This is a genomic window from Nonomuraea sp. H19, assembly GCF_052068215.1.
GTDB lineage: Bacteria > Actinomycetota > Actinomycetes > Streptosporangiales > Streptosporangiaceae > Nonomuraea.
In genome coordinates this window covers 43234-60423 of record NZ_JBQHCV010000028.1, presented here as the reverse complement: position 1 = coordinate 60423, position 17190 = coordinate 43234, and the positions used below count along the sequence as shown (strand labels likewise).

The following is a 17190-nucleotide window of genomic DNA, read 5'->3' as shown; positions in this document are numbered from 1 at the left end:
GTTGCTCGCAACTATGGTTACAGTAACGATGGTTGCGGTAAGGAGATGGCTGTGAGAGGTGCATCCGGCCAGTGGGTGCTGCTGGCCTACCGGATTCCCCGGCAGCCTTCGACGTTGCGGATCACGATCTGGCGCAAGTTGGATCGGCTCGGGGTGGCGAGGCTGGGTGACGGGCTGGTCGCGTTGCCCGCTGACGCCCGTACCCGTGAGCAGTTGGAGTGGATCGCCGAGGAGATCGGCGAGATGGGCGGCAGTTCGACGCTCTGGCTGGCGGCTCCGGGCAACCAGGCTCAAGAGCAGGCGATCGCGGCGGAGATGCGGCAGGCCAGGGCGGCCGAGTATCGGGCAGTGATCGCGCAAGTGGAGGCGGCAGCACAGGCTCGGCCGGGGGAGCGCGCGCGGGCCGTCAAGCGACTGCAGGCGGAGTTGCGCCGGATCGGCCGCCGTGACTACTTCCCGCCGCCGGAGCGGGAGAAGGCTCGTCTCGCGGTGCGAGCACTGGCTCAGGAGGTCGTCGTCAAGGAGGAGAGCCGGTGAAGTGGGCGACGCGTAGCGGAGTGCACATCGATCGGGCGGCATGTGCCTGGCTGATCCGCCGCCATGTCGATGCCGACGCCGAGTTCGTCTTCGTGGACGATCCCGCCAAGGTGCCGGAGGACGCGACGCCGTTCGACATGCGAGGGGTGGACCTGTCCCATCACGGTGGCGACTGTACGTTCGAGACGATCCTGCGCCGCTACGACCTGGCCGATCCGGTGCTGTGGAAGATCGCCGAGATCGTCCACGAGGCCGACATCGACGACGAGCGCTTCGACGCGCCGGAAGCTCCCGGTCTGGACGCCATCTTGCGCGGGCTGTCGATGATCTGCGATGACTCCCACGTGCTGGAGATCACCGGGCCGGTCTTCGACGGGCTGTATGAGTTCTACCGGCGCGGCCTGCTGCTGGGGCGCGAACCGGCATGAACGACGCAGGTAGGGATGCCGTACGCATCGTGCGCATCCTGCTGAGCGCCCAGGCCATGCGCGGCCTGGGATATGGGGTTGCCGCTGTTCAGCTGGGCGCGATCTTGCGCCTTGGCGGCCTGTCCCCATCGCAGGTGGGACTGCTGCTCGCGGCCATCGTCGCAGGGAGCCTCGTGGCCAGCCTCGTTCTGGCCCGATGGGGCGATCGCGTCGGCCGCCGTCGTTGCTATGCGGCCTTGTACGGCGCGCTCATCTGCTGCGGGATCGTCATCGCGGCCGGGGCACCCTTGTGGCTGCTGGCCGTGGTGGCCATGACCGGGGCACTGTCGGTCGAGGTGATGGAGTCCGGGCCGTTCACCACCTTGGAACAGGTCATGCTGGCCGGCACCGGCCGCCCGCAGCGGCAGATCGTCAAAGGCTTCGGCCTGTACAACGCCGTCGCGGCGGTCGCGGGCACGGCCGGTGCGCTGCTGGGCGCTCTGCCCGCCGACCGGCGGCTGCTCGGAGGAGCGCTGATCGTGGCCGGCATCTCAGGTGGCTTGCTGGCCGTACGCCTGCCCGCCACCGTGGAGGCACCGGCGCGCCGCTCTCACGGGAAGACGCTAGCCCGGTCGAGGGGAGCGGTGACGCGGCTGTCCGCTCTGTTCGCGGTGGACAGCCTCGCCGGAGGGTTCGTGGTCCAGGCCTACATCGGCTACTGGCTGGCGCTGCGCTTCGACGCCACTACCCAGACGATCGGGATCACCTTCGCCGCAGTCGGCGTGCTGCAGACCGCGTCCCTGCTCGCAGCGCCCCTGGTGGCGGCCCGGGTTGGGCTGCTGCGCACGATGGTGTTCACCCACATCCCGTCCAACGTGCTGCTCGCCGCCGTCCCGTTCACCCCGGCCCTGCCGGGGGCGATCGCGCTGCTGCTGGCGCGCGCCTGCCTGTCGCAGATGGACGTGCCCACGCGGCAGGCGTACGTGATGGCGCTGGTGCCCGAGGAGGAGCGGACCGCCGCCGCGGCGGTCACCAACACCGCCCGCTACGTCACCCGTCCCGCAGGGCCCGCCCTGGCCGGGCTGGCGCAGGGACTCGGGCTCGCCTGGCCGTTCCTGCTGGCGGGCACCGCCAAGATCGGCTACGACCTGGCTCTCTGGCGGCTGTTCCGGCCGGTCCGGCTGCCCGCGGAGCGACATGACGACACCCTTTCCCCCGAACCCAGGAGGACGACGTGACCACGCAGGCACCGGCAGATGTGATCCCGTTCCGGGAGGCCGTACGCGCCTGGTTCCTGATCTCGTTGCAGACCTTCGGCGGCCCGGCGGGGCAGATCGCCGTGATGCAACGCACGCTGGTGGAGGAGAAACGCTGGATCGGTCAGCAGCGCTTCAACCACGCGCTCAACTACTGCATGCTGTTGCCCGGCCCTGAGGCGCAACAGCTGGCCATATACGTGGGCTGGCTGCTGAACGGTACCCGCGGGGGACTCGTGGCCGGCACCCTCTTCGTGTTGCCCGGCATGCTGGCGCTGCTGGCGCTTTCGGCCGTGTACGTGCTGTGGCAGGACACCACGGTGGTGTCCGCCCTGTTCGCCGGGATCGCGCCGGCGGTGCTGGCCATCGTGGCCCAGGCCGTGATTCGGGTCGCCAAGCGCTCGCTGACCCACCCGGTGTTCGTCGCCGTGGCGGTGGCGGCCTTCCTCGCGCTCGCGCTGTTCGGCGTGCCGTTCCCTATCGTGATCGCCATCGCCGCGCTCATCGGCTGGACGGTGCACAAACTCGCTCCGCACGCTCTCAAGAGCGGCAACGGGCACGGTGGCGACGGCGGCCCGGCCCCGCTGATTCCCGATGACGCCCTGCACCACGCCCAGCCCAGCTGGCGCTCCGCCGGCAAGATCCTTGCGGTGGGGCTGGTCGCCTGGTGGCTGCCGGTGGCCGCGGTCGCGCTGCTGCTCGGCACCGACAGCGTCTTCACCACCCAGGGCCTGTTCTTCTCCGGCACCGCCCTGGTGACCTTCGGCGGCGCGTACGCCGTGCTCGCCTTCGTCGCCCAGCGCGCTGTGGAAACCTACGCCTGGCTCACCCCCGGCGAGATGGTCCGCGGGCTGGCTTTGGCTGAGACCACCCCCGGCCCGCTCATCATGGTGGTGCAGTTCGTCGCCTTCCTCGGCGCCTACCGCGACCCCGGCGTCCTGACCCCATGGGCCGGCGCGCTGCTCGGAGCCCTGCTGACCACCTGGGTCACCTTCGTCCCCTGCTTCCTGTTCATCTTCCTCGGCGCCCCCTACGTCGAGCGGCTGCGCCACAACACCGCCATCAGCGCCGCCCTGACCGGCATCACCGCCGCCGTCGTCGGCGTCATCGCCAACCTCGCCCTCTACTTCGCCGAGCACACCCTCTTCGGCTCCACCTTCACCTGGGACTGGGGCCCGTTCAGCATCCAGCTCCCCGAACTGGGCACGGTCAGCCCCATCGCCCTCGCGATCACCGTGGCCGCGCTCGTCATGACCTTCGTCCTGAAATGGCCGATGCTGCGCATCCTGGGCATCTGCGCTCTGCTGGGCATGGGCACCGTCCTGCTGCCGTGAGCCATGGCCGAGATCGGCCGTGTCCTCATGCGCTGCCGACCTCGGCCTGGACCCCGGTAGACCATGTGCTGACGGCGATCGGCAGTTCTGCTCGCGGTCAGCGCGGCCATCGGCATGGTGCTGTATCTGCCCTCCATCGACAAGTGGCTGGCCTCTCGCGCTTGCCGACAGACAACGCCGACGACTCCAACGTCATGGTGTGATCACCGTCGACCGTTATGCCACATTCCATGGTTTCCCTATTGCTTTCATCGGGATTTTCGCGGAGGATCCACACAAAGACGTGATGTCGCAGAAAGGCATCCCATGAGCGCGCACGAACCCCCCGAGAGCCGCACTGCGTTCAACGAGGACTGGGCCGCTACCATTCTCGGCCTGGTCTTACTCGTCCTCGTCCTCACTGGCGTCATTCCGCCTGGGCTGGTGCCGTGATGACCGCCGAGACCTCCACCGCGCCCCGGACGTGGCAGTGGAACGCACTCGGCGTCCTGACCGTCCTGCTGCTCGCCGCCGCCACGAGGTTCTTGGAGCAGGGCGTCCCGTCCTGGTTCGAGGGGAACGCGCTGGCCAAGGCCATCGAGTTCCCGGTGTATGCGATCGCGCTCGGCCTGCTCGGCAACGCCGTCCTGACCGCCACGGGGCTGCGGGATCGGCTGGCCGGCGGCTTCCGCACCGAGTTCTTCATCAAGACGGGACTGGTCCTGCTGGGCGCGTCGATCAACCTCAAAGTGATCGTGACCGCCGCCGGGCCGGCCATCGTCCAAGGCATCGTGCTGATCAGCACGGTGTTCCTGTTCACCTGGTGGCTGGGCGGCAAACTCGGGCTGGACGACAAGCTGCGCGCCTTGCTGTCGGCCGCCGTGTCGATCTGCGGGGTCAGCGCCGCCATCGCCGCGGCCGGGGCCGTGCAGGCCAAGCGCGAGCAGCTCGCCTACAGCGCCAGCCTGGTGATCGCCTTCGCGCTGCCGTCCATCTTCATCCTGCCGGCGCTGGCCTCCCTGCTCGGATTGAGCCCTGAGGTGGCCGGCGCGTGGATCGGCGGCAACATCGACACGACGGCCGCGGTGACCGCGGCGGGCACGATCGTCGGCGAGGACGCCCTGGCCATCGCGACCATCGTCAAGGTCACCCAGAACGCGCTCATCGGCGTCGTCGTGGTGGCGCTGACCGCCTGGTTCGCCTTCCGGATCGAGCGGCGGCCCGACGCGCCCCGTCCCGGCCTGGCCGAGCTGTGGCGGCGCTTCCCGAAGTTCGTGCTCGGGTTCGTGGCCGCCTCGGTGCTCGCGACCTGGTACCTGACCACGGTCTCCGCGGCGCACGGCAAGGAGGTCATCGGGGCCGCCAATGACCTGCGCACCTGGTTCCTCATCCTCGCCTTCGTGAGCATCGGCCTGGAGTTCCGCGTCTCGTCGCTGCGGGAGGCGGGCTGGCGGCCGATCGGCGTGTTCGCCGTGGCGACAGTGGTCAACGTGCTGGTCGCACTCGCCCTGGCAATCGCATTGTTCTCGGGGTTCTCCGCAGCCTGATTGGCCGACGGTGGGCACCCGAGCAGCTTGCGCAGGCCGGATGGTTCTGTCACACGGGGAGTAGGAACAGGCTGAGCGGTGTGCTCACCACGGTCAGGGCGACCGCCAGGATCAGGATCCGCACCGACCATGACGTGCGGGACGGCACCGTAAGGCGGACGATGCGGGCGTCGAGGTCGTGACCGGTTCCGCTGAGCGTGCCGGGCGGTGAGGCGAGGCGATCGCAGGTGCGGAAGCGGTGGAGCGCGGTGGCCAAGGTCAGGTGGTCGTTCTCATGGGCGGCTCGGTCGTCGGCGCGCATCTCAACCAGCAGCGCGACCGCGTCCAGCATGGCGCGGACGTGGCGGCTGGCGGGGAAGGCGCGATGGAGGGCGGCGAACGGCAGGACCACCAAGTCGTGGCGCTCGCGGGCGTGCGCGCGCTCGTGGGCCAGCACTGCGCGCCGGCTGACAGGGCCACCAGTGAGAGCCCCGTCGCACCCAGCCCGACCGCGACCACCACCCGCGGCGACAGCCGATCCAGCAGCAGCGCCCCACCCCACCGGGAGATCAGCGCCGCCACCACGAAGACCGCAAGCGCGACGGGAGCGAGCTCGGGACCGGCGAACACGGCGAGGAACGCCAGCGCGTACGCACCTAGCTGGTTGAGGATCCGCACCCACAACAACGCCTTGGCCGATCTCGGCGCCCTTTGCTCCCATCGTCGAAGTGAACACCTCAGGGTGCCATGTGCCGAGGGCTTGTACCTGACGCGACGTCACGGCATAGCGTCCTCGACAGGTGATCGATATGACCGAACAACGCTGGAAGATCGGCGAGCTGGCCGCCGCGACCGGACTGACGGTGCGGACATTGCACCACTTCCACCAGATTGGGCTGCTGTGCCCGGCCGAACGCTCGGCCGCCGGCCATCGCCTCTACATCGGCGATGACGTACACCGCCTGTACCGCATCCTGGCGCTGCGCGAGCTGGGGCTGCCGCTCGGCGAGATCGCGGACTCCCTGGACGGCGACGGCGCCGATCTGCGGGCGGCCATCGAGCGGCAACTCGACCAGGCGGAACGCCGGCTGGCCGTGCACCGCACACTGCACCGGCGACTGCAGAACCTGGCCCAGGTCCTGCGCGAGGCCCGCGAGCCGACGATCGATCAGCTCATCCAAACGATGGAGGCGATGATGCAGGCCAAACACTTCACGGCTGAGCAGTTCACCCGGCTCAGGCAACGGCACGAGGACGTCGGCGAAGAGGGGTTCGCCCGCTGGCGACAGCGGATGGCGGTCCTGGCCGAACGAGCTGCCGACCACGCCGAGCGCGCCACCGACCCTGCCGATCCGAGGGTCCAGGAGCTCGCAGAGGAGTGGCACGCGACAGTCACGGAGATGACCGGAGACGACAGAGGCGTGCTGTCCGCCCTCTACGCCAAGATCGACCGTAAGGGACCTGAAGCGGCAACGAAAGGAATCCTCACCGCCCCGGCATGGGAGTACCTGAAGCGCGCCTTCGCCGTCGGCTTCAGGGGAACGGGATGAGCGTCCGCCAAGCCCTCGACTCGTCTGGAGCAGGAGTTGCACCTGCGAGTGGTTGGTACATGATCCGTTGTCGCGTGCGTACATGACTACATATACTGCGCAGCCTGGTCTTTGTGCGGATAAGGAGTGATATGTCCAACCAGCAGGACCAACCCCAGCACGAACACGGACACGGTCATGGGCATGGACACGGTCATGGTCATGGACACGGGCATGGGTCCGATGCGGCGGGTAAGGCCGGTCGGTTGCGTGGTCTGCTTGCCCGCGCAGGACATGCCTTCACTCCGCACAGCCACGACAGCGCCGACAAGACGGACGCCGCGTTGGAATCCAGTAGCCGCGGCATGCGGGTCCTGGCGATCTCGTTCGCGATGTTGATGGTGACGGCGCTGGCCCAATCGGTCGTCGTGGCGTTCTCGGGATCGGTGGCCCTGCTGGGCGACACCTTGCACAATTTCGCCGACGCCCTGACGGCGGTGCCGCTGGCCATCGCGTTCTGGATCGGCAGACGGGCGGCGACGCGGCGCTTCACCTACGGCTATGGCCGCGCCGAGGATCTGGCCGGGATCGTGATCGTGGTCATCATCGCCGCGTCGGCTGGCCTCGCCGGGTACGAAGCCGTCAAGCGGCTGATCGACCCGCAGGATGTAGCGGCTCTGGGCTGGGTTGCGGCGGCGGGCCTGGTCGGGTTCGCAGGCAACGAGTGGGTGGCCCGCTACCGGATCAAAGTCGGGCGCGAGATCGGCTCGGCAGCACTGGTGGCGGACGGCCTGCACGCCCGCACCGACGGCTTCACCTCACTCGCGGTGCTGCTCGGCGCCGGCGGCGCGGCGCTGGGCTTCCCCATCGCCGACCCCATCATCGGATTGCTGATCACTTTGGCCATCTGCTTCGTCCTGCGCGACGCCGCCCGCGAGATCTACCACCGCCTGATGGACGCCGTCGATCCGGCGCTCGTGGACCAGGCCGAGCACATCCTGCGCGCCACCCCGGGTGTACTGAACGTGGGTGCGGTACGGCTGCGCTGGGTCGGCCACGCCCTCCACGCCGAGGTCGACATCATGGTCAGCCACGAAGAGACCCTGGTCGGCGCCCACGCGATAGCGGTGGAGGCCGAGCACCGGCTCATCCACGACCTTCCCCGCCTACGCGCGGCCACCGTGCACACCGACCCGGCGATCATCGAAGGGGTCGATCACCACGCGGTACTGGCGACACATCGCTGACCGAAGACGCGGCGGCAACCCGGCCGGCGGCGGCCTGGCGTTGCATGGTGAGCGCGACGACCACGCAGGCCAACGCGACCACGGCGACAATGCCCGCCGTGACGGCTCCGATCCGCTGGCTGGCGACCAGGTCCGTGGCCAGCGGTGGCGCCGTGAGGAAGAACCAGTCCTCCGCCATGATCGGCCCGATGAGCAACAGCAGCCCGCAGGCCTCGATGGCGGAGAAGGTGGACGTCGTCGAGAACGGCGAGTTCAACGAGCTCATGGTGGAGGCCTTCGCCAACGACGAGCGCTTTCGCAGGATGGATGGCAGCGTGGAAACCGTGAGCATCGTTTCCCCGGCGGAGGCCGAGGTCGTCTACTCCCTTTCTCGCAACGACATGGTCGTGCTGCCGGGCGGGCAGGTCCGGGCGGTGCTCCAGGACGGCGTCTGGAAGATCTAGTTCAAGACCGTGTGCTCGTGGACGAAATACGGCGCGGACGTGCCCAAAGCCGGCACGTGCCAGCCTCCGGGTCGCGGTCGAGCAGCCGCACGGCCAGCGCGCCCACCGCTCCCGTGAAGGCGAGCGCGCCCCAGGCCCAGACCGGCCCGAGGTCGAGCAGCCGGCCCACCGCCAGGTTGCCGGCGGCGACGCCGATGCCGGCGACCGTGTTGTAGAAGCCGTAGTGGGTGGCCACCCGGTGACCGCCCGACAGGGTCACGACGGTGTCCATCTCGAACGGGTAGGTGAGCACCGTCCCCAGCGTGAGCAGCACCGTGCAGGCCAGCACGGCCTCGAGGGGCGCCGCCGCTCCCACGATCCCGTACGGGATCAGCGGCACGAAGGCGAGCGCCATCAGCGCGAGGCCGCGCACGATGGCCTGCGCGGCCGTCCACCGCCCGCGCGCCCAGTCGGTGATGCGCACCTGCCCGAGCAGGGCCACCAGCGCCGACACGGCGAACAGCGCGCTGACCGCACCGTCGTCGCCCAACTCCAGCGGCAGCGCCAGATAGATCTGGAACGACAGCACGTACGAGCCGACCATGGCCAGCGCGAACATCACGAATGGCCGGTTGGTCACGACGCTGCGCCAGTCCGCCAGCACTCCGGTGCTTTCTGGTGTCTCGTTGCGGCACGGCGGCAGGGCGGACAGCTGCACCACGGTGAGGACGGCGAAGACGGCCGCGGCCACCACGCAGACCAGCCGGAAATCGACCGCGAGCAGCGCCACGCCGATCAGCGGGCCGAGCAGGATCCCTGCCTGGTAGAAGACATTGAACAACGCGAACGCCTCCACCCTGCGCTCACCCGCGCCGTGCGCGACGTAGGCGCGGACCGCCGGGTTGAACAGCGCCCCGGCGAACCCGGTCATGGCCGAGGCGACGAGCAGCGCGGGCAGGGCGTCCACGAACCCCAGCAGGCCGAAGCCCGCCGTGCGCAGCAGGCAGCCGGCGATGATGACAGGCCGGTAGCCGAGGCGGTCGGCGAGTGTCCCGCCCAGCAGGAACAGGCCCTGCTGGCTGAGATTGCGCATCCCCAGCACCAGCCCCACGGTCCAGGCGGCCAGGTGCAGCCCGCCGGACAGGTGGCCGGCGAGGTAGGGCATCAGCATGTAGAAGCCGATGTTGATGGCGAGTTGGTTGACCATGAGCAGTTGGACGCTGCGGTCGAAGGAGCGGAAGCGGTGCCACATCAGCGCATCACCATGCGGGTCCACCCGGTGACCTCGGCCTCGCCGGGGTGCTTGATCTCGTCGGGTTCGCCGGCAGGTGGCCGGTCGAGCAGCTGGTGTTCGGCGCAGTAGGCGTCGTCGAAGACGGTCGTGTAGTAGCGGGCGGGACCGTCTGGGAAGATCGCGGCTATGCGGGTGCCGGACGGGCTGGTCCTGGCGTACCAGGAGGCCACGACGGTGACCGCCCCGACGCTCCACCCACCCGTCGCGTAGTGCGTCTGGGCGAGGGTGCGGCTGGCCCACACCGCCTCGTGCGGTGCCACCCAGTGCACCTCGTCGAAGGCGTCATGGGCGACGTTACGCGGATGAATGCTGCTGCCCAGCCCTCTCATCAGCCGGGGCCGCGCCGGCTGCCCGAAGATCGTGGAGCCGACCGAGTCCACTCCGACCAGGCGCAACGCCGGGTGATGAAGGCGCAGACGCCTGGCGATCCCGGCTGAATGCCCGCCGGTGCCGACACTGCACACCAGCACGTCGATCCGGCCGAGCTTCGCGACCAGCTCGTCGGCCAGGCCAGCGTAGGCCTCGACGTTGTCCGGGTTGTTGTACTGGTCCGGGCAGCAGGCGCCGGGGTCGTCCGCGAGCAGGCGGGCGACCCGGTCCAGGCGGGCCTGCTGCCAGCCGCCACGCGGGTGAGGATCGGCGACGGTCTCGACCCGGACGCCGTACGACACGAGCAGGGTTTCGATGATCGCTTCCATGCCGGGGTCGGTGACCACGGTGACCGGATGGCCGTAGGCGATGCCGGCCAGCGCCAGCCCGAGGCCGAAGGTTCCCGACGTGGACTCGACGATCGCCGCGCCGGGAGCGAGCTCTCCACGGGCCCTGGCCTGTTGCACGATGTGCAGGGCGGCGCGATCTTTCAGCCCGCCGGGATTGGCGCCTTCGAGTTTGGCCCAGAAACCATGGCCGCGCGGGGCGAACGGCTCCCCGATCCAGCAAAGAGGAGTGTGCCCCACCAGGTGCGTCATGGTGAGTTCGGTAACGAAAGGAGACATGGTGAACGCTCATTTCGGCGCATGCTGCGCCAGGTCGCTGACTGCAGAGGACGGTGACGTACACGTCCTCGTCAGCAGCGGCACACCTCGAGCGTTCGGGTGAGCGTGGCCCGCCCGCGGTGGTCACGCGGCGGCGCACGCCCTGTCGGGACAGGAGCGAGATCCCGCTCGGCATCCCTGGGCTGGATCGCCACGGCAGCCCACTGGCTTTGACGATGTGGGGCGCCGCTCACGAGGGAGGTCACGAACAGATGGGAATGCGCCTCCTCGCCCTGATCATCATGCTCTGGTTCGCTGTGGCTCGCGGCCATGAGCATGTCCGCGCCCACATGGTCGGAGATCTGAATGGCGTGAGACCACAGATGCGCGACCGTGAGCAGCCCGAGCAGCACAATGAACCACGCGTACTTGCGTGGCCATGAGGGAAGCCGTCGCGACTGTATGAACATGATTGACTACATATAGTAACGAGAGCATTTCGGGCGCTCTCCTGCGGCCCCTTGTTCCTTCTGCGCGCACGGCGGCAGGATGGCCAGGTGAAGCCTTGGGTGAAGGGCGTCGGGATGGCACTGTTCTATGTGCTCGCCGCCGTGGCGCTCATATGGGTGCTCAGCGTGTTGGTCAATGAGCTGTGAGTGCGGGGAAGGCGTCCGACGAGCCGGCATCCATGCTCAGCCCGGCGACGAAGAGATGGTGGAATCCGGGCCGACCGTTCACGACGCTGATTTCCGACGCGGGTTCCCGACCTGCCCACCTGCGGCTTCACCCGCACCAGTCCGGGTGTCGTCCGAGATCCAGATAGGGGAGTGCCCGGTCAGCGGTCGGGCGTGAGGATGGGCTTGACGTCCAGGATCGGAGTCGCGTCGAGGGCTTTGAGGTTGCGGACGTGGATGCGCGGGCCGGCGATGGACAGGATGCGGATTGGTACTGAATACAGTGTTCGGAATCTGGAGGGCTCGGTGCCGGCAGCCGCGGACCGCAGGGTGAGGCGGACCAGGGAACTCGTCCGCCGCGCCCTCGTGGAGCTGATCCTGGAAAAGGGCTACGACCGGATCACCGTGCAGGACATCATCGACCGCGCAGACATTGGCCGCTCGACCTTCTACGCGCACTACACCGACAAGGACGATCTGCTGCTCGGCAACCTGGAGGAGTTGGCGGCGGCGTTCGAGGAGCACATGGAGCGCCACTTCGCCAGTCGTGCCGAGCCGAATCCGGTGCTGGCCGCGTTCCAGCACGCCGACCGGCAGCGGGACCTGTACAAGGCGCTGGCCGGCAAGCGGGGCGCTGAGGTGATGCGGGCGGGGCTGCGCCGCAGGATCAAGGAAGTCATGGCACGGCGGATGCCAGAGTTCCTGCCGCACCGGGACGGCGCGGTGCCGGTGGAGGTCACCATGGAATTTCTGCTGACTTCGTTGCTCGGCCTGCTGGTGTGGTGGCTCGACAACGACGTGCCCTACACGGCCGAGGAGATGGCCGAGATGTACATGCGTCTCATCGTGCCCGGTGTGCAGGCCGCCTACGGAATCTGAACAATTCCGCTGATCTGTTCATTACCGCACTGAACTGCGGTTTCGTCGATTGACCCGGCCTGTCCATACCAAACATCGTGTTCTGTAACTGACTCGATGTTCCGATAGGAGGCTCGGTGCCCGTCATCGACGTACGCGAGGTCACCAAGACCTACGACACCCCACAGGGCCCGTTCATCGCACTCCGTGGCGTGTCGCTGCAGACCGGCCCCGGCGAGTTCCTGGCCGTGGTCGGCCGGTCCGGCAGCGGCAAGTCCACCCTGATCAACATGATCACCGGGATCGACCGGCCGACCAGCGGCGAGGTGCACGTGGCCGGGGCTGCCGTACATGAATTGGACCAGCGTGCGCTGGCCGTCTGGCGGGGCCGCAACGTAGGCGTGGTGTTCCAGTTCTTCCAACTGTTGCCCACGTTGACCGTCGCGGAGAACGTCATGCTGCCGATGGACTTCTGCGACACCTATCCGCGCGCCGAGCGTCGCCCCAGGGCGATAGAGCTGCTGGAGCGGGTCGGCATCGCCGAGCAGGCCGACAAACTGCCCGCCGCGCTGTCCGGCGGCCAGCAGCAGCGCGCCGCCATCGCCCGCGCGCTGGCCAACGACCCGCCGCTGCTGGTGGCCGACGAGCCGACCGGCAACCTGGACTCGGCGACCGCGATCGCGGTGCTGGAGCTGTTCTCCGCCATCGCCGCCGGAGGCACCACCGTGGTCATGGTCACGCACGGCAGCGAGGCGGCCCCGTACATCACCTCTACCGTGGAGCTGGCCGATGGGGCGGTGAGCACGCATGTCTAGGCCACGCTGGCGCAAGCTGCGCCGCGACGTGGCGCTGGCCTGGGGACGTGGTCATGATGGTCGTGGCCATCGCGACCGGGGTGACCGGGATCGGCGCGGTGCTCAGCGCGAACGCCATCGCCTCCAGCCAGATCACCCGTAACTACCTCGGCACCGCGCCGGCCGCAGCCACCCTGGAGCTGGACCGGGTCGACGCCGCGCTTGTCGAGCAGGTGCGCGCCCGCCCCGGCATCGTCGACGCCCAGGCCAGGGCCACCGTTACCGCCAGGATGCGGATGGGACCGGATGAGTGGCGAGGGCTGGTGCTGTTCGTCGTCCCCGATTTCGACCGCCTGCGCATCGCCACCTTCACCCGCGAGTCCGGCGCCTGGCCGCCGCCGTCCGGCACCATGCTCATCGAGCGATCCGCCCGCGACATGGTGCCGTCCGGCCCTGTCGAGGTACGCCTGCCCGGCGGCGAAAGCCGCTCCCTCACCGTCTCCGGCACGGTGCACGACCCCGCGCTGGCTCCCGCTTGGCAGGAGCGCGCGGGCTACGGCTACATCACCCCGCAGACGTTCGCCACGCTGGGAGGCGGCACGCTCGATGAGCTGAAGCTTCGCACCCAGGCCACCACCCAGGACGGCATCACACGAACCAGTCGCGACCTGGCGGCCTGGCTGCGCGCCCAAGGGCGTCAGGTGCACGAGATCCAAGTGCCGCCCCCGGGCAGGCACCCGCACGAGTCCCAGATGCAGGCGCTCATGCTGATGCTGCTCATCTTCGCCGTGCTCGGCCTCGTCCTGGCCGCGATCCTGGTGGCCACCGTGATCGGCGGCATGCTGGTCCAGCAGATCCGCCAGATCGGCGTGATGAAGGCCATCGGCGCCCGCACCGGCCAGATCACCGGCCTGTACGCCGTCCAGGTGCTGCTGCTCGGACTGGCCGCCGCCGCGCTCGGCATCCCTGTTGGCACGCTGGCCGGCCGCGCCTACGCCGACGTCATCGCCGACCTGCTCAACCTGACCCTGCACAGCCGTGCCGTCCCACTATGGGTGTACGCCACCCAGCTCGCGGCGGCCGTCCTGGTGCCGCTCCTGGTGGCGGCCGTGCCGATCCGCCGGGCCGCCCGCCTCACCGTACGCGAGGCGATCAGCGACTACGGCGTCCGCCCGGAAACGGTCTCGGCCCGGCTGACCGGGCTCAGCCGCACCCTCCTCATGGCCCTGCGCAACGCCTTCCGCCGGCGGGCGCGGCTCGCGCTCACCCTCGGCCTGCTGTCAACGGGCGGCGCGCTGTTCCTGTCCGGCCTGAACGTGGCCGCCGCCTGGCAACGCACCGTCGAGGACGGCATGGCCGCACGCCACTACGACATGGAGGTCCGACTCGCCGCCGCCGACCCCGCCCTCGTCGAACGCATCCGCGCCACACCCGGCGTCACCCGCGTGGAGACCTGGGGACGCGCCCCGACCACTGCCGGCGACGTGGTTTCCACCTACCCCGACGGCGGCCACGGCAGCTTCAGCCTGCGCGGCGTGCCCGACGACTCCACCCTCCTGGACCTGCCCATCACCTCAGGCAGATGGCTGCGCCCCGGCGACACGAACGCGGTCGTCCTGAACTCGATGGCCGCCAACCCGCTCCCGAACGCGAAACCCGGCGACACGATCACCCTCAACCTCGACGGCCGCGCCACCACCTGGCGAATCATCGGCACCGTACGCGAGATCGGCTCCCCGGCAGCCGCCTACACCACCGAGACCGCCCTCGAACAACACGCCGGCCCAGCCCGCGACCTGCGCATCGCCACCTCCGACACCGCAGCCGTACAACGCGCGCTCCGCGAGGCCCGCATCGAGAGCGCGACCCTGACCACCACCGAGCTCCGCGAGGCGATCGACAGCCACATCTTTGTGCTGATCGGCGCGTTGATCGCCCTGGCCGTGCTGATGGCCATCGTCGGCGTGCTCGGCCTGGCCGCCGCCACCGGCACCAGCGTGGTGGAGCGCACCCGCGAGTTCGCCGTCATGCAGGCCATCGGCGCCACCCCGCGAACGGTCCTCAAAGTCGTGCTCGGCGAGACCGTCTTCATCGGCCTGCTCAGCTGGTTGGCCGCCGCCCTGCTCGCGCTCCCGCTGAGCTGGGCCATCGGCAACCTGCTCGGCGACCTCGCCTTCCGTACCCCACTGCCGCTCACCCTCTCTTCCCTGGCCCTCGCCCTCTGGGCCTTTGCCGCCGTCGCCGGATCAGCCCTGGCCGGAGCGGCCCCCGCCCGCCGAGCCGCCCGCCTGACCATCCGCCAGGCCCTCGCCTACGTCTGAGGAATCCCGATGCGCAAGACACTGCTCATCCTGCTCGTGGTCACCGTCGTGATCACCGGCCTGGCCATGGCCGCCCACCAGCTGGACTTCACCGGCCTGATCCGGCAACTGCACGGCGGCTGATCCGGCATCATGCCCGCGGCACCGAGATGAGCGCGGCGACAACCCTCCGAAGATCATTGTCTGGGTCCGAACTGGGCGGAGGCTGCGTCGTGAACAGGTGGTGCGCGGTGGCCACAAGCGCGAGCGCTCCGGTGTCGGCATCAAGGGCGAGCCTTCCCCGCTCCCGCTCCGATTCCGAAGCGGCCGGCAAGTAGGCGCCGAACGCGAGGGCGGCTTGCGCCAGGTTGCCGGCCACCGTGCCCTCACCGACGCGCGAGCCCAACTGCGTGACGGTGCCCGCGGTCTGGCGGGCGCCGTCGGCGATGAACTCGGCCAGGTGATCGCGAAGATCCCCGACTCGGTGACTGTAGAGAAGGGGACCTGCCGGGAAGTGCCGTGAAATGCGTAGTGGTGAAGGCCGAGGTGTACGTTCCCGTTCAATGACTCACGGGGTCGATCGTCTGGGATAAAGAATCTTATGGCTGCCGCCTCGACCTTCCCTGGCTACGTGCACCAAGTCGTCGGCGGCATGTTTGTCATCCCCGTCGCATCCGCCCAGAAGAAGCGCCAACCTGCAGCAGCATCCATCACATTCAAGGTGTTCCAACGGGGGCAGTGACCCGGGAAAACACGACCAAGATCATCCCGACCATATCCCCGGATCATGGTCCTACGGCTGCATGCGGGTGCCCTTGGCAACCTTCGAGGGGCCTGGAAAGCAAAAGATTTGCGGCCGAGAAGTCGCAGGTCAGAGCGCGAGAAGCCTGGTGGTATCGGAGTGGTGTCTTATCGTGCCGCTCGGTTTGTGCTCGTCCGTTCGGCGCTGAGTGCTAGGGGTCCGGCACCGCCTGACATCAGAGGGATGCGCGCTCAGGGGAGCACAGTGATTAGTATTGCCCACTTGGCCCCGCGCGGTGCCCGAATCGTGAGTTCGCGAACTTTTGGTGGCTTTCGCGGATAATTATCAATTGTATACATGGTATGGCCGGCTTTGCATGGACGCACCAGGTGCGGGCCGGCGTCGTTTACTGTCTCGACCACCAACTTCCCTTCCGGTCCCACGCAATCCATGGCGACTGTGTAGTAAGTGCCGAGTTTTACCTTTGCGGGCCAGTAAGCCTGTTCTCCCTTCTCGTCGGTGTGATAGAGCACAACCTTTCCCTTTACCATTTTCCTCAAGTCCATTAGAGGCCGCATTGTGTAGGGAGAGCGACTGGCCGAAGCAAGTGGAGAGGAGGGTTTCGTAGTGTGGGGCCGATCTTGCTCCGTCCGGCCCTGTGCCGAGCAACCCGGCAGGAGCGTTATAACCAAGACAACGACCGCTGACCTGCGCATCACTTGCCTTATCTCAATAATAGATGGGGATTGCGTCGATGACCTGCGTGGGACGGCCGAAGTCATCTCGGGCATGAAGATCCTATAGCCTGATGCAGAGGACCTCCAGAAGGCGTGGCAAAGTGCATCAATAGGACCTTCGTGGTCGCATGTGAGATCCCTCGGAGCTACCTGGAGCCGCGGCCAGGGCCGGACGCACTTGATGTACTGTACCGAGCAGCCAGTAAAGCTGCGGCCTAAGTGTCTAGATTGAGACAGGGTCATAATATGGAAACGGCCGGGCCGTGTCATCGCCCGGCCCGGCCGCACCCTACCTAGATGTTTAAGGTTACGTGTCATTATGGTCGAGCCTCATCGGTTCAACCACTTACTCTTTAGGGTAAAGATGCGCTGGTCATCATCCCCCTTGAAGGCTTTGATGTTGAAGGCGCCGGTGGACATCAGTCGGAACTTCTCAAGCTCACAAGCCGTTGTCCCTCCACTCAAACACTCTCCCAGCACGGCGTTGCGATAGGGCGCCAGACGCATCGCGAGGAGGCGACCGGACTCGTCGATGTGGAACATTCCGTCGCTGTTCATGGCCATCCTCCAGCCAGTCGGT

General features: G+C 68.2%; 18 protein-coding genes. 12 read left to right on the top strand and 6 right to left on the bottom strand.

Annotated features, from left to right (window positions below; all coding sequences use genetic code 11):
• The first annotated feature begins 51 nt into the window (after positions 1-51).
• From ACTMTI_RS44495 to ACTMTI_RS44475, 5 genes are all read left to right on the top strand, one after another.
• Entirely contained in the window at positions 52-537 is a 486-nt protein-coding gene (locus ACTMTI_RS44495; RefSeq protein ID WP_441126880.1) for a Chromate resistance protein ChrB, read from the top strand.
• Positions 534-965, top strand: coding sequence for a chromate resistance protein ChrB domain-containing protein (locus ACTMTI_RS44490; protein WP_441126879.1), 432 nt, complete (start codon positions 534-536; stop codon positions 963-965). The genes ACTMTI_RS44495 and ACTMTI_RS44490 overlap by 4 nt, the downstream gene beginning before the upstream one ends.
• Positions 962-2182, top strand: a complete 1221-nt coding sequence (locus tag ACTMTI_RS44485; RefSeq protein WP_441126878.1) for an MFS transporter — start codon at positions 962-964, stop codon at positions 2180-2182. Before ACTMTI_RS44490 ends, ACTMTI_RS44485 begins: the two co-directional genes overlap by 4 nt.
• On the top strand, positions 2179-3534 hold the full coding sequence (gene chrA, locus ACTMTI_RS44480) for a chromate efflux transporter (RefSeq protein ID WP_441126877.1): 1356 nt from the start codon (positions 2179-2181) through the stop codon (positions 3532-3534). Before ACTMTI_RS44485 ends, chrA begins: the two co-directional genes overlap by 4 nt.
• Before the next feature lie 431 nt (positions 3535-3965).
• On the top strand, positions 3966-5060 hold the full coding sequence (locus tag ACTMTI_RS44475; RefSeq protein ID WP_441126876.1) for a YeiH family protein: 1095 nt from the start codon (positions 3966-3968) through the stop codon (positions 5058-5060).
• Positions 5061-5109: 49 nt separating this feature from the next.
• Here ACTMTI_RS44475 and ACTMTI_RS44470 read toward each other — a convergent pair whose 3' ends face one another.
• Positions 5110-5496, bottom strand: a complete 387-nt coding sequence (locus ACTMTI_RS44470; RefSeq protein ID WP_441126875.1) for a hypothetical protein — start codon at positions 5494-5496, stop codon at positions 5110-5112.
• Between the two features lie 352 nt (positions 5497-5848).
• Between ACTMTI_RS44470 and ACTMTI_RS44465 the strand changes: the two genes are divergently transcribed.
• From ACTMTI_RS44465 to ACTMTI_RS44455, 3 genes are all read left to right on the top strand, one after another.
• Complete coding sequence (locus ACTMTI_RS44465; RefSeq protein ID WP_441126874.1) at positions 5849-6589, top strand: MerR family transcriptional regulator; 741 nt, start codon at positions 5849-5851, stop codon at positions 6587-6589.
• Positions 6590-6912: 323 nt separating this feature from the next.
• Positions 6913-7815, top strand: a complete 903-nt coding sequence (locus ACTMTI_RS44460; RefSeq protein ID WP_441126873.1) for a cation diffusion facilitator family transporter — start codon at positions 6913-6915, stop codon at positions 7813-7815.
• A 98-nt stretch (positions 7816-7913) separates the two neighbouring features.
• A complete protein-coding gene (locus ACTMTI_RS44455; RefSeq protein WP_441126872.1) occupies positions 7914-8258 on the top strand; it encodes a hypothetical protein in 345 nt (114 codons plus the stop codon).
• A 1-nt stretch (position 8259) separates the two neighbouring features.
• Here the strand turns inward: ACTMTI_RS44455 and ACTMTI_RS44450 are convergent, their stop codons facing one another.
• The 3 genes from ACTMTI_RS44450 to ACTMTI_RS44440 form a co-directional block, all read right to left on the bottom strand.
• On the bottom strand, positions 8260-9489 hold the full coding sequence (locus tag ACTMTI_RS44450; RefSeq protein ID WP_441126871.1) for an MDR family MFS transporter: 1230 nt from the start codon (positions 9487-9489) through the stop codon (positions 8260-8262).
• Positions 9489-10526 (bottom strand): PLP-dependent cysteine synthase family protein, encoded by a 1038-nt coding sequence (locus tag ACTMTI_RS44445; protein WP_441126869.1) that lies wholly within the window; start codon positions 10524-10526, stop codon positions 9489-9491. Before ACTMTI_RS44445 ends, ACTMTI_RS44450 begins: the two co-directional genes overlap by 1 nt.
• Positions 10527-10597: 71 nt before the next feature.
• Entirely contained in the window at positions 10598-10918 is a 321-nt protein-coding gene (locus tag ACTMTI_RS44440) for a hypothetical protein (RefSeq protein WP_441126868.1), read from the bottom strand.
• Positions 10919-11026: 108 nt separating this feature from the next.
• Here ACTMTI_RS44440 and ACTMTI_RS44435 point away from each other — a divergent pair, with 108 nt between their 5' ends.
• The 4 genes from ACTMTI_RS44435 to ACTMTI_RS44420 all read left to right on the top strand — a co-directional run bounded on the left by ACTMTI_RS44435 (position 11027) and on the right by ACTMTI_RS44420 (position 15152).
• Entirely contained in the window at positions 11027-11161 is a 135-nt protein-coding gene (locus ACTMTI_RS44435) for a hypothetical protein (protein ID WP_441126867.1), read from the top strand.
• 384 nt (positions 11162-11545) lie between these two features.
• Entirely contained in the window at positions 11546-12058 is a 513-nt protein-coding gene (locus ACTMTI_RS44430; RefSeq protein ID WP_441126866.1) for a TetR/AcrR family transcriptional regulator, read from the top strand.
• A 116-nt stretch (positions 12059-12174) separates the two neighbouring features.
• Positions 12175-12852: an ABC transporter ATP-binding protein gene (locus ACTMTI_RS44425; RefSeq protein ID WP_441126865.1), complete on the top strand. Its 678-nt coding sequence runs from the start codon at positions 12175-12177 to the stop codon at positions 12850-12852.
• A gap of 53 nt (positions 12853-12905) precedes the next feature.
• Entirely contained in the window at positions 12906-15152 is a 2247-nt protein-coding gene (locus tag ACTMTI_RS44420) for an FtsX-like permease family protein (RefSeq protein ID WP_441126864.1), read from the top strand.
• A 130-nt stretch (positions 15153-15282) separates the two neighbouring features.
• On the opposite strand, the gene ACTMTI_RS44415 is transcribed toward ACTMTI_RS44420, so the two are convergent.
• Together ACTMTI_RS44415 and ACTMTI_RS44410 are read right to left on the bottom strand one after the other, a co-directional pair.
• On the bottom strand, positions 15283-15537 hold the full coding sequence (locus tag ACTMTI_RS44415) for a hypothetical protein (protein WP_441126862.1): 255 nt from the start codon (positions 15535-15537) through the stop codon (positions 15283-15285).
• 1403 nt (positions 15538-16940) lie between these two features.
• The gene (locus ACTMTI_RS44410) at positions 16941-17168 is read right to left on the bottom strand and encodes a hypothetical protein (protein WP_441126861.1); all 228 of its coding nucleotides are present in this window, start codon (positions 17166-17168) and stop codon (positions 16941-16943) included.
• Positions 17169-17190: the final 22 nt, after the last annotated feature.